The sequence below is a fragment of the Pandoraea sp. genome (genome assembly GCF_041919235.1).
In the GTDB taxonomy this organism is placed as follows: Bacteria; Pseudomonadota; Gammaproteobacteria; order Burkholderiales; family Burkholderiaceae; genus Pandoraea.
The window spans coordinates 131,273-143,825 of sequence record NZ_JAYRUC010000015.1 but is presented as its reverse complement, the minus strand read 5'-3'; the positions used below and the strand labels follow the sequence as shown (position 1 = coordinate 143,825).

11 protein-coding genes are annotated in these 12,553 nt (G+C 64.0%); 7 read left to right on the top strand and 4 right to left on the bottom strand.

Annotated features, from left to right (window positions below; all coding sequences use genetic code 11):
• The 4 genes from glp to ACE3UG_RS13990 all read right to left on the bottom strand — a co-directional run.
• The coding region (gene glp, locus ACE3UG_RS14005) for a gephyrin-like molybdotransferase Glp (protein ID WP_374624823.1) at positions 1–1,090 on the bottom strand (1,090 nt) is incomplete at its 3' end.
• Positions 1,091–1,133: 43 nt separating this feature from the next.
• On the bottom strand, positions 1,134–2,600 hold the full coding sequence (gene thrC / locus ACE3UG_RS14000; RefSeq protein WP_374624821.1) for a threonine synthase: 1,467 nt from the start codon (positions 2,598–2,600) through the stop codon (positions 1,134–1,136).
• A gap of 50 nt (positions 2,601–2,650) precedes the next feature.
• On the bottom strand, positions 2,651–3,961 hold the full coding sequence (locus ACE3UG_RS13995) for a homoserine dehydrogenase (protein ID WP_374624819.1): 1,311 nt from the start codon (positions 3,959–3,961) through the stop codon (positions 2,651–2,653).
• Positions 3,962–3,998: 37 nt separating this feature from the next.
• A complete protein-coding gene (locus tag ACE3UG_RS13990; protein WP_374624817.1) occupies positions 3,999–5,225 on the bottom strand; it encodes a pyridoxal phosphate-dependent aminotransferase in 1,227 nt (408 codons plus the stop codon).
• Between the two features lie 321 nt (positions 5,226–5,546).
• Between ACE3UG_RS13990 and ACE3UG_RS13985 the strand changes: the two genes are divergently transcribed.
• The 7 genes from ACE3UG_RS13985 to ACE3UG_RS13955 all read left to right on the top strand — a co-directional run bounded on the left by ACE3UG_RS13985 (position 5,547) and on the right by ACE3UG_RS13955 (position 12,479).
• A complete protein-coding gene (locus ACE3UG_RS13985; protein WP_374624815.1) occupies positions 5,547–5,933 on the top strand; it encodes an Mth938-like domain-containing protein in 387 nt (128 codons plus the stop codon).
• Positions 5,930–7,690, top strand: coding sequence for a phospholipid carrier-dependent glycosyltransferase (locus tag ACE3UG_RS13980; protein ID WP_374624813.1), 1,761 nt, complete (start codon positions 5,930–5,932; stop codon positions 7,688–7,690). Before ACE3UG_RS13985 ends, ACE3UG_RS13980 begins: the two co-directional genes overlap by 4 nt.
• A gap of 167 nt (positions 7,691–7,857) precedes the next feature.
• Complete coding sequence (locus tag ACE3UG_RS13975; protein WP_374624811.1) at positions 7,858–8,229, top strand: SMR family transporter; 372 nt, start codon at positions 7,858–7,860, stop codon at positions 8,227–8,229.
• A gap of 96 nt (positions 8,230–8,325) precedes the next feature.
• On the top strand, positions 8,326–9,492 hold the full coding sequence (locus ACE3UG_RS13970; RefSeq protein ID WP_374624809.1) for a DegT/DnrJ/EryC1/StrS family aminotransferase: 1,167 nt from the start codon (positions 8,326–8,328) through the stop codon (positions 9,490–9,492).
• Positions 9,489–10,511 carry a glycosyltransferase gene (locus ACE3UG_RS13965; protein ID WP_374624808.1) on the top strand — a complete coding sequence of 341 codons (1,023 nt, stop codon included), beginning with the start codon at positions 9,489–9,491 and terminating at the stop codon, positions 10,509–10,511. Before ACE3UG_RS13970 ends, ACE3UG_RS13965 begins: the two co-directional genes overlap by 4 nt.
• Entirely contained in the window at positions 10,508–11,422 is a 915-nt protein-coding gene (locus ACE3UG_RS13960; protein ID WP_374624807.1) for a formyltransferase, read from the top strand. The genes ACE3UG_RS13965 and ACE3UG_RS13960 overlap by 4 nt, the downstream gene beginning before the upstream one ends.
• A 7-nt stretch (positions 11,423–11,429) precedes the next feature.
• Entirely contained in the window at positions 11,430–12,479 is a 1,050-nt protein-coding gene (locus ACE3UG_RS13955; protein ID WP_374624805.1) for a bifunctional UDP-4-keto-pentose/UDP-xylose synthase, read from the top strand.
• Positions 12,480–12,553 lie beyond the last annotated feature (74 nt).

The window sequence follows — 12,553 nt, the reverse complement described above, 5'->3', positions numbered from 1 at the left end:
GGTTGGGAAAGGAATCGAGGCCGCCCGGTGCGTTGATACGGGCCCGCACGAACTCATTACGACGGTCCGCCTTCGTCTGGGTGAAGTCGGCGCGCATGGCGAGCCGACGCGGCGCAACGTCCTTCACCCCCTGCAAACGCAGAATGAACGGGCGCACGAACAGCAGGAACGTGACAAAGCTCGACACCGGGTTGCCCGGCAGGCCGATGAAGTGCGCCGTCTCGCCGCTCGCTCGATGGATCTCACCGTATGCCAGCGGCTTGCCCGGCTTGAGTGCAATTTGCCAGAGGTCGAGGCGCCCCTCGGCTTGCACGGCGGGTTTGACGTGATCTTCCTCGCCCACCGAGACGCCGCCGGACGTAATGATCAGGTCGTTGGCGCGCGCGGCGTCGCGCAGAATCGCGCGCGTGGCGACCAGATTGTCTGGAACGATGCCGTAATCGGCCATCTCGCAGCCCAGATTCTCGAGCAGGCTGCGCAGCACGAAGCGATTGGAATTGTAGATGCTGCCCGGGCGCAACGGCTCGCCGGGCATCGTCAGTTCGTCACCGGTGAAGAATACGGCCACGCGCAACCGGCGCGCGACTTGCAGTTTCCCAATGCCCACGGACGCGGCCAGCCCCAGCGCGGGCGCCCGCAGCCGAGTCCCGGCCGCGAGCACCACCGCGTCACGACGAATATCGGCCCCCTGCCGATTGACGCATTCGCCTGAGGCCGGCACATGGCGAATCACCACAGTGCCATCGTCGCGAGCCTCGCACTGCTCCTGCATCACGACGGCATCGGCGCCCTGCGGCATCGGCGCGCCCGTGAAGATGCGTGCGGCCGTGCCGCTGCCGAGCGGCTCGGGGGCGTGGCCGGCGGGAATACGCTGCGAAACCGGCAAGACGGTCTGCCCACCCTGCAGGTCGGCGACCCGCACGGCGTAGCCGTCCATCGCACTCGTGTCCATCGGCGGCACGTCGAGCGTGGCGATCACGTCGGTCGCCAGAACGCGAGCGTTGGCCGCGAGCGTGTCGATCGTCTCGTGCCGATCGAGCGGACGCGCCGCCGCCAGCACGGCGTCGAGGGCTTCTTGTGTACTCAGCATGACGATTTGGCCCGGGAAGTCACAGGACAGAGCAATCGCCGGCTTACAGGCCGGTGTGCTCTGCGATATAGGCTTTCACGCGTTCGACGTCGTTCGGCACGGTCTCGAAGCGCTGCGGCAGCGCCTCGAGATGCTCGAAACCGGCAGGGCGCGGCGGCTCACGATGCAATGCCTCGCGAATCGTCTCGCCAAACTTCGCCGGCTGGGCGGTCTCGAGCACCACCATCGGCACGCCGGGCTCGAGGGCTTCGCGCGCGACTTTCACACCATCGGCCGTATGGGTGTCGATGACCACGTCGTAACGCCTGGCGACGTCCTGAATCGTCGCGACACGATCGACATGCGTGCTGCGCCCCGAGACAAAGCCGAATTGCGCCACGCGGGCGAAAGCCTCGGTCCCCGAGAGGTCGAAGCCGCCTTCGCGCTCGACCTTCGAGAGCAGATCGGCGCTCGCCTGTGCGTCACGGCCCAGCAGGTCGAACAGGAAGCGCTCGAAATTCGACGCCTTCGAGATGTCCATGCTCGGGCTGCTCGTGTGGAACGTTTCGGCGGACTTGCGCACGCGGTAACGGCCGGTGCGGAAGAACTCGTCGAGCACGTCGTTCTCGTTGGTCGCCACGACCAGCTTGCGGATCGGCAGGCCCATCATGCGCGCGATGTGGCCCGCGCAGACATTGCCGAAATTGCCCGACGGCACCGTGAACGACACTTCGCCGTCTTGCCCCGACTTGCCGCCCGTGGCCGCGAAATAGCCCTTGAAGTAGTACACGACCTGCGCGACGACACGCGCCCAGTTGATCGAGTTGACCGTGCCGATCTTGTAGCGTGCCTTGTAGGCGTGATCGTTTGACACGGCCTTGACGATGTCCTGCGCGTCGTCGAATACGCCGTCGACCGCGAGGTTGAAGATGTTCGGGTCCTGCAGGCTGTACATCTGCGCTGTCTGGAACGCACTCATCTTGCCTGCCGGCGAGAGCATGAAGACACGAATGCCCGCCTTGCCGCGCATCGCGTACTCGGCCGCGCTGCCCGTATCGCCGGAGGTCGCACCGAGAATATTGAGCGCGTCGCCGTGCTGCGCCAGTGCGTACTCGAACAAGTTGCCCAGCAACTGCATGGCCATGTCCTTGAACGCCAGTGTCGGGCCGTTCGAGAGCGCCAGCAGCGAGAGCTGAGCGTCCTTCTCGACGCCCAGCGGCAGCAGCGGCGTGATCTCGGCGGCGTCCTCGCCCGGACGCACGTTGCAGTACACCTCGGCGGTGTAGGTGCGCTTCGTCAGGTCGGCCAGAATGTCGGCCGGAATGTCGCCCGCAAACTTGCCCAGCACCTTCGCCGCCAGTTCGGCGTAAGACAGCGATCGCCAGGCGCGCAACTCGTCGGCGCTCACCTGCGGGTAGTGCGTGGGGAGATACAGGCCGCCATCCGGCGCCAGGCCGCCGAGCAGAATGCTGGAGAACGATTGCGGCTCGCCCGAGGTCAGGCCGGCGCCGCGCGTGGATATGTATTTCATGTGGGTCGTGTCTCGTCGTGTCTCGTCGTGTCGGTTCGTGTGGCCAGCGCTCAGCTCAGCGCCTCCATACGGATGCGCGTGACCTTCGAGAGCACCGTGTCCATCGCCTCCATCTTCGCAATGGCCGAGTTGATGTGCTTTTCCTGGGTCTGATGCGTCAACATGATGATGTCGGTCTGATGCTCGCCCTCGCGTGACTCCTTTTGCAGCAATGCGTCGATGGAGATGTCGAGATCCGCGAGAATACGCGTGAGCTCCGCCATCACGCCCGCACGGTCGACCACGCGCAAGCGCAGGTAGTAGCTCGTCGTGACCTCGTCGATGGGCAACACCGGCGTGTTCGACAATGCGTCGTGCTGGAACGCCAGATGCGGCACGCGATGTTCCGGGTCGGCGGTCTGCAAACGTGTCACGTCGACGATATCGGCCACCACGGCCGAGGCCGTCGGCTCGGCACCTGCGCCCTTGCCGTAGTACAGCGTGGCGCCCACCGCGTCGCCCTGCACCAGCACGGCGTTCATGGCACCCTCCACATTGGCAATGAGGCGCTTGGCTGGAATCAGCGTCGGATGCACGCGCAACTCGATGCCCGCCTCCGTGCGACGCGTGATGCCGAGCAGCTTGATCCGATAGCCCAGCTCTTCCGCGTACTTGATGTCGAGCGCCGACAGCTGGGTGATGCCTTCGACGTAAGCGCGGTTGAACTGCACCGGCACACCGAACGCGATGGCGCTCATGAGCGTGAGCTTGTGCGCGGCGTCGACGCCTTCGATGTCGAACGTCGGATCGGCTTCCGCGTAGCCCAGACGCTGGGCGTCGGCGAGCGCTACGTCGAAGTCGATGCCCTTCTCGCGCATCTCCGACAGAATGAAGTTCGTGGTGCCGTTGATGATGCCTGCGATCCACTCGATGCGGTTGGCGGTGAGGCCTTCGCGCAGCGCCTTGATGATGGGAATGCCGCCCGCGACGGCCGCTTCGAAGGCGACCATCACATTGGCCTTGCGCGCTGCCGCGAAGATCTCGTTGCCATAGAGGGCCAGCAGCGCCTTGTTGGCCGTGACCACATGCTTGCCGTTCCCGATCGCCTGGAGGACCAACTCCTTGGTGAGTTCGTAACCGCCGATGGTCTCGACCACGACGTCGATGGCCGGATCGTTGACGACTTCGAACGGATCGCCCGTCACAACGGCGGCGTGACCGACGAGCCCGCGCGCGCGCTCGACGTTGCGCACCGCGACCTTCGTAATCTCGATCCCCCGGCCGGCGCGACGTTGAATTTCTTCCTGGTTGCGTGCCAGTACCTGGAAGGCACCGAAGCCCACCGTGCCGAGGCCGAGCAGGCCCAATTTGATCGGTTTCATGCAGTTTTACTCAAAAGTCGAAATCGGTTGGCGCGCATCACTTGCCATGGCGACGGCGATAACCGTCAAGGAAGCGGGCAATGCGACTGATGGCGTCTTCCAGGTCGCCCTCGTGAGGCAGGAACACTACGCGGAAATGGTCGGGATGCATCCAGTTGAAGCCGCTGCCCTGCACCAGCAGAACTTTCTCTTCGAGCAACAACTGGAGGATGAAGTCCTGATCGTTGGCGATGGGGTACATCGCCGGATCCAGACGCGGGAACAGGTACAGCGCCGCCCTCGGCTTCACACAGGTCACACCGGGAATGTCGGTGAGCATGCGGTGCGCGATCTCACGCTGCACGTACAGACGCCCGCCCGGCGCAATCAGGTCGTTGATGCTCTGATAGCCACCCAACGCCGTTTGTATGGCGTACTGGCCGGGCACGTTCGGACACAGGCGCATCGAGGCCAGAATGTTCAGCCCTTCGATGTAGTCGCCCGCCTGGCGCTTGTCGCCCGACACGACCATCCAGCCCGCGCGGTAGCCGCAGGCGCGGTAACTCTTGGACAGGCCGTTGAACGTGATGGTGAGCACGTCTTCGGAGAGCGACCCGATGGAAGTGTGCTCCGCGCCGTCGTAGACGATCTTGTCGTAGATCTCGTCGGCGTAAATGATGAGCTTGTGCTCGCGGGCGAGTGCGACGATCTCTTTGAGGAGTTCGTCCGAGTACAGCGCGCCGGTCGGGTTGTTCGGATTGATGATGACGATGGCGCGCGTGTTGGGCGTGATCTTCTTGCGAATGTCCGCCAGATCCGGCTGCCAGTCGGCCTGCTCGTCACAGATGTAATGCACCGGCGTGCCGCCGGACAGGCTGATGGCGGCCGTCCAAAGCGGATAGTCGGGTGCGGGAACGAGCACTTCGTCGCCGTCGTTGAGCAGGGCCTGCATGGCCATCACGATCAGTTCCGACGCCCCGTTGCCGAGGTAGATGTCGTCGAGCTGAACGTCCTTGATGCGCTTTTGCTGGCAGTAATGCATGATCGCCTTGCGCGCCGCGAACACGCCCCGCGAATCCGAGTAACCGGCCGAATTCGGCAGATTTCGGATCATGTCCTGCACGATCTCGTCGGGCGGCTCGAAACCGAACGGCGCCAGATTGCCGATGTTCAGCTTGATGACGCGATGACCTTCGTCTTCCATGCGCTTGGCATGTTCGAGAACGGGCCCACGAATGTCGTAGCAGACATTCTGCAATTTCTGCGATTTGAGGATCTGTTTCACGGCGGTTGTGGTCTAGGCGGGCGGCGCAGGGTCCGGTCGGGCCGGAAGCAGGCGTAACGCACGGCGAACCGGCGGTCCGGCGGCGACGCGCCCGACGCGCGCAAGTCACCGCTTTTCCCGCGTTTCGGCGTGGCAAATGCCGCACTGCAAGGGTTTTGCCGTGCTGCGTACGGCAAAAAGCTATAATTTAGCCAATTATGACAGAGTTCGGCAATGCATCATTGACGGTTTGCGCCACGCGAGGCAAGATGCCCGCCCGTTGCACACCCCGCCGACGCTGTTCCACCACTGGATAACCACCGGGTAGGGAATCTTTCGAACGTGAAACTGCATCAAGACCCGTCGCAAGCATTGAACACGGTCACCGGCTACGGTCCGGGCTATGTCGAGGTCAACAAGATTCGTTACGAGCACAGCGCGATCATCGCACCCGAAGGCGAAATTCAAGCCTGGCCGGTGCCGCGCTTCGACGCGCTCGAACCGTCCCATTTCGACCGGCTGCGCGCGCTCGACCCTGAGGTCGTGATCTTCGGCAGCGGCGACCGGCTGCGCTTCGCACACCCGCGACTGACCACGTCGCTCACCAGCGTGCGTATTGGCGTCGACGCCATGGACACCCAGGCCGCATGCCGTACCTACAACATCCTGATGAGCGAAGGGCGCCGCGTCGTGCTCGCCCTGCTCATCGAGACCGAGGCGGCTGCGTGAGCCGCCGTCCGCTCACCTCCGGCCTGCCGGCCGCCGCCCCGCTCGCGCCCCCCCCTCTGCCTGCCCCGGGCCTGGCCCCCGCGTCCCTTCCCCTTTCGCCGGCGGCCTTCTGGCTGCTGCTCGGTGCATTGGCGCTCGTATGGTTCGGCGTGCTCGACTACCGTCACCTGATTGCAAGCGACGAAGGCCGCTACGCGGAAATGGCGCGCGAGATGTGGGTCACCGGCGACTGGATCACGCCGCGTTACAACGGCTACAAGTATTTCGAGAAGCCGCCGCTGCAAACGTGGATGAATGCGCTCACGTTCGCTGCGTTCGGGCTGGGCGAGTGGCAGGCCCGGCTGTGGACCGCGCTCACCGGTTTCGCCGGCGTGCTGATGGTCGGTTTTACCGGCCGGCGCGTGTTCAATGCGCGCGTAGGCCTGTTCGCGGCCGCCGCCCTCGCCTGTGCGCCGCTGTGGTCGCTGCTCGGACACTTCAACGTGCTCGACATGGGCCTGTCGTTTTTCATGGGGCTCTCGCTGTGTGCGCTGATGCTGGCCCAGCGGCCGGGCCTCGCGCGCCGCGCCGTGCGCGGCTGGATGTGGCTGTGCTGGGCGTCGATGGCGCTCGCCGTGCTTAGCAAGGGGTTGGTCGGGGTGGTGCTGCCGGGCGCCGTGCTCGTGCTCTACACGCTTATCGCCCGTGACTGGGCATTGTGGCGGCGCCTGTACCTGGGCAGCGGCCTGATCGTCTTTTTTGCGATCGCAGCCCCGTGGTTCGTGCTCGTGCAATTGCGCAACCCCGAATTCTTCGACTTCTTCTTCATCAACGAGCACTTCCGCCGCTTCGCGATGGAAGGGCATAACCGCGATGGCGCCCCATGGTACTTCGTGCCGGTCTTCATCGTCGGCTTCCTGCCCTGGCTGTCGGTGCTGCCCGGCACCGTGCGCGCCACGCTGCGCATGCCCCGTCAGCCCAACGGCTTTGCCCCGGCGCTCATGCTGTGGGTGTGGTCGGGTTTCATCTTCGTTTTCTTCAGCGCCTCGCACTCGAAGCTGATCTCGTATCTGCTGCCCATCGCCCCGGCCATGGCGCTGCTCTTCGGCCTGTACCTCGCGCAGTTGCGCCGCGATACGGTGCGCGCACATCTCGCCGGTTACGCGATCTTCCTGATCGCCGCGCTCGTCATGGTCGCCATTTTCGTGGGCCGCGCCGGTAGCGAGCGCAATCCAAACGAGTTGTACAAGGCCTTCCAGATCTGGCTTTACTTCGCGCTCGGTATCGGCCTGGCGGGCACGCTCGTGGCCTGGCGCCTCGCGCGGCACAGTGCACGCCGCGCCCTGCTCACCTTTGCCGGCGCCATGCTGCTGCTCGTGACCGTCGGCGGCATGGGCCACGAAGTGTTCGGCCGCCAAAGCTCGGGCGTGCTGCTGGTGCCGGCCGTCAAAGCGGAGATGCAGCGTCTCGGGCCGAACGTGCCGTTCTATTCCGTGAACGTGCTCGATCACACCATGCCCTACTACCTCGGTCACACGATGATCATGGTGCAGCACCCGGACGAACTGGAATTCGGCGTGAAGCAGGAACCGCAAAAGTGGCTGCCCTCGCTCGACGACTTCTACGCCCGCTGGCGTGCCGATCCGAAAGCCCTTGCGTTGGTCGATCCGGGCACGTTCGGCAAGCTCGAGGCCGCCCATTTGCCGATGCGTATCGTTGCGCGCGATGCCCGCCGAATCGTAATCTCGAAGCCACCGCCGCAAGACAACGTAAAATAGCGCGCTTGCGTCTCGTTTGGCCCGCGTCCAACGACCGGTGCCGGCCGGGAGCGTCCAGACGAGAGGCCTGAACAGAGCGCTGAAGCGCGGACTGAATCGCTTAGGGAGTCTAAGCGCCAGCCCAGTTGCAGTATCCACACTTATTCACAAACGTTCACAAACGTTCCATGAATCTCGCTACATTTTCACTTATTCTCACGGGCGTGCTGCTCAACGCGTGCGCCCAATTGCTGCTCAAGGCCGGCGCGGGCTCCATCGGCGCGCTCGAATTCACTCGCGCCAACATCGTGCCGATCGGTCTCAAGCTCGCGACCCAGGTGCCGATCATGGGCGGACTCGTTTGCTACGCTATAAGCGTTGTCGTCTGGATTCTGGCGCTCTCGCGCGTCGAGGTCTCGATCGCCTATCCGATGCTCTCGCTTGGCTACGTCGTGAACGCGATTGCCGCGTGGTACCTGTTTGGCGAGGCGCTGTCGATGCAGCGCGTCGTGGCCATCGGCATCATTCTGGTCGGTGTCTACATTCTCGCGCGCAGCTAAAACGGCTGCCCTGACCGGATTCGATCGAATCGGCGCGCGCGCAGCGCGAAGCGCTGGCGTGTTTCCCCATGCTTACCTGAGGCTTTGTCTTACATCATGAGCGACTCGGCAACCTCCCAACCGAATCAACCGTTCCTACCGTTCACGCGGCCGACGATCGACGACGCCACCATTGCCGGCGTTACCGAAGTGCTGCGCTCGGGCTGGATCACCTCAGGCCCGCAAGTGCAGGCCTTCGAGCAGGCCTTGTCCGAATATTTCGGCGCACGTCCGGTGCGCGTGTTCAACTCGGGTACCGCAACGCTCGAAATCGGCCTGCGCATTGCCGGCGTGCAAAGCGGCGACGAAGTCATCACCACGCCGCTGTCGTGGGTCGCCACGTCCAACGTGATCTTGGAAGTCGGCGCGACGCCCGTGTTCGTCGACGTCGACCCCGCCACCCGCAATCTCGATCTCGACCTGCTGGAAAAGGCGATCACGCCCAAGACCCGCGCGATCATCCCCGTCTATCTTGCCGGACTGCCGCTCGACATGGACCGGCTGTATGACATCGCGCGACGCCACAATCTGCGCGTGATCGAAGACGCCGCACAAGCGATGGGCTCGACCTGGGGTGGCAAGCGCATCGGTGCCATCGGCGATCTGGTCTCGTTCAGCTTCCACGCCAACAAGAACCTGACCTCCATCGAAGGCGGTGCGCTCGTATTCAACAACGAGGACGAAGCGCGCCTGGCCGAGAAGTACCGACTGCAGGGCGTGACCCGCACCGGCTTCGACGGCATGGACGTCGATGTCCTCGGTGGCAAGTACAACCTCACGGACGTCGCCGCGCGCGTCGGCCTCGGCCAGATGCCGCATCTGGCCGAGTTCAACCGTCGTCGCGCCGTGCTGGCGCGGCTGTATTTCGACACGTTGGCGGGCGGGCCGGCGGTGGCGCTGGGCCTCGGCCTGCCGCTGGCCGACTTCACGAACTCGAACTGGCACATGTTTCAGGTCGAACTGCCACTCGCGCGCCTCACGATCGATCGCGCGGGCTTCATGGAAAAACTCAAGGCGCGCGGTATCGGCAGCGGCGTCCATTACCCGGCCATCCACCTGTTTACAATGTATCGTGCGCTTGGCTTCCGGGAAGGACAGTTCCCGCAGGCGGAGCGTCTCGGCCGCGCGATCCTCACGTTGCCTCTCTTCCCCGCCATGACGGATGCCGACGTTGCGCGTGTCTGCGAAGCCGTTAACGCCATTTGCGCCGAACATCAAAAATGAATTGTCCACAACTCTCCGTCGTCATTCCGGTTTATAACGAAGAGGCCGGACTTGCGGCCCTGTTCGCCCGGCTATACCCCGCGCTCGACAAGCTGGGTCTGGCCTACGAAGTGGTGTTCGTCAACGACGGCAGCCGCGACCGCTCGGCCGCGCTGCTCGCCGAACAGTACCGCGCCCGTCCTGACGCGACGCGTGTCGTGCTGTTCAACGGCAATTACGGACAGCACATGGCGATCCTCGCCGGCTTCGAGCACACGCGCGGCGAATGGGTCATCACGCTCGACGCCGACCTGCAGAATCCGCCCGAGGAAATCGGCAAGCTCGTCGAGCAACTGGCCGCCGGTCACGACTATGTGGGCACGGTGCGCATGAACCGCCAGGACACATGGTTCCGCCGCCATGCCTCGCGGCTCATGAACCGCCTGCGCGAGCGCATCACGCGCATTCGCATGACCGATCAGGGCTGCATGCTGCGCGGCTACAGCCGTCATATCGTCGACACCGTCAATCAGTGCCGCGAGATCAACACGTTCATTCCGGCGCTCGCGTATACGTTTGCCCAAAATCCCACCGAAGTCGACGTTGCCCACGAAGAGCGCTTCGCCGGCGAGTCGAAGTACTCCCTCTACAGCCTGATTCGCCTGAATTTCGACCTCGTCACCGGCTTCTCGGTGGTGCCGCTGCAATGGCTCTCCGGGGTCGGTATTACGCTGTCTGCGGCCTCCGGCCTGCTGTTCATCGTGCTGATGGCCCGCCGCTTCCTCTTCGGCTCGGAAGTCCAGGGGGTGTTCACGCTGTTCGCCGTCACGTTCTGCCTGCTTGGCGTGATCCTGTTCGGCATGGGCCTGCTCGGCGAGTACATCGGGCGCATTTATCAGCAGGTTCGCCAGCGTCCGCGCTATCTGGTTCAGGCCGTGCTGGAAGACCCCGCGTCGGGTCATGCGGACAAGGCTGCGGGCAGCGCATCGAGCGAGCGCCACGCCACCGGCGCGACCGAACTGGGATCGCACGCCTCATGAGTACCAACGCCGCCAAGGCCGTCGTCTTCGCTTATCACAACGTTGGGGTGCGCTGCCTGCAGGTCCTGCTCGCGCGCGGTGTCCACGTCGCACTCGTCGTGACACATCGGGACAATCCGAATGAGAACATCTGGTTCGGCAGCGTCGCCAGTGTCGCCGCCGAGCACGGCATTCCGGTCGTCACCCCCGACGATCCGGCCGATCCCGCCCTCGCCACGCAAATCCGGGCGATTGCGCCGGACTTCATCTTCTCGTTCTACTACCGCCACATGATTCCCGTGGCGCTGCTCGACATCGCCTCGCAAGGCGCGTTCAACATGCACGGCTCGCTGCTGCCGAAGTATCGCGGGCGCGTGCCGGTGAATTGGGCTGTTTTGAAGGGCGAAACCGAAACAGGCGCCACGCTGCACGAGATGGCCGCGAAACCGGACGCCGGGGCCATCATCGACCAGAGCGTCGTGCCGATCCTGCCGGACGACACGGCGGGCGAAGTCTTCGAGAAGGTCACCGTCGCCGCCGAGCAGACGCTCTGGCGCTGCCTGCCTGGCCTGATCGCCGGTACGGCGCCGCGTCACAGCAACTCGCTGGCCTCGGGGAGCTACTTTGGCGGACGCAAGCCGGAAGACGGCCGCATCGACTGGTCGAAGCCCGCGCAGGATGTCTACAACCTGATTCGGGCGGTCGCGCCGCCCTACCCGGGCGCATTTACCGACCTCGCGGGCCGCCGCTGGGTCGTGACGCGCGCCCGCCTGTCGCGCTCGTCAGCGCCCGCCGGTTTGCCCTGCGGGCTGCAAGTAGTGGATAATGCGCTCCTTGGTGTTTGCGGCGACGCAAATGCCGTCGCCATTCATGAACTATTGCTGGACGGCAAGCCTGTCACGCCGGAACAGTTTTCCCAGCTCAATCACTGACCGTAATATGAAAAAAGTCCTGATTCTCGGTGTCAACGGGTTCATCGGCCACCACCTGTCGAAGCGCATCCTGGAGACGACCGACTGGGAAGTTTATGGCATGGACATGCTCACCGATCGCCTTGGCGATTTGCTCCATCACGAGCGCATGCACTTCTTCGAAGGCGACATCACGATCAACAAGGAGTGGGTCGAGTACCACATCCGCAAGTGCGATGTGATCCTGCCGCTCGTCGCCATCGCCACGCCGGCGACGTACGTGAAATCGCCGCTGCGCGTGTTCGAGCTCGACTTCGAGGCGAACCTGCCGATCGTGCGCTCGGCCGTAAAGTACGGCAAGCACCTGGTGTTCCCGTCGACCTCGGAAGTCTATGGGATGTGCACCGACAGCGAGTTCGATCCCGAAAGCTCGCCGCTGATCTATGGGCCGATCAATAAGCCGCGCTGGATCTACGCCTGCTCGAAGCAGCTCATGGATCGCGTGATCTGGGGCTACGGCATGCAGGAGGGCCTGAATTTCTCGCTGTTCCGCCCGTTCAACTGGATCGGCGCCGGTCTCGACTCGATCTACACGCCCAAGGAAGGTTCGTCGCGCGTGGTCACGCAGTTCCTCGGCCACATCGCACGCGGCGAGAACATCAGCCTGGTCGACGGCGGCAACCAGAAGCGCGCGTTTACCGACATCGACGACGGTATCGACGCGTTGGTGCGCATCATCGACAACAAGAACAACATCGCCAGCGGCAAAATCTACAACATTGGCAACCCGACGAACAACTTCTCGGTGCGCGAACTGGCCAACATGATGCTCAAGCTGGCGGCCGAGTTCCCCGAGTACGCCGAGACGGCCAAGAAGGTTCAGCTCGTCGAAACGTCGTCGGGCGCCTATTACGGCACCGGCTATCAGGACGTGCAGAACCGTGTGCCGAAGATCGAGAACACGATGCAGGAACTCGGCTGGGCACCGACCACGTCGATGGACGACGCACTGCGCAAGATTTTCGAAGCCTATCGCGGCCACGTCGCAGAGGCACGTCGTCTGGTCGAGGCGGAGTAACTGCGCACTCGTCTGGCCGGCTGCCTCGTTGCGGCTGGCCGCACCACCGCACTGCACGCACGCCCGGTGCGCCC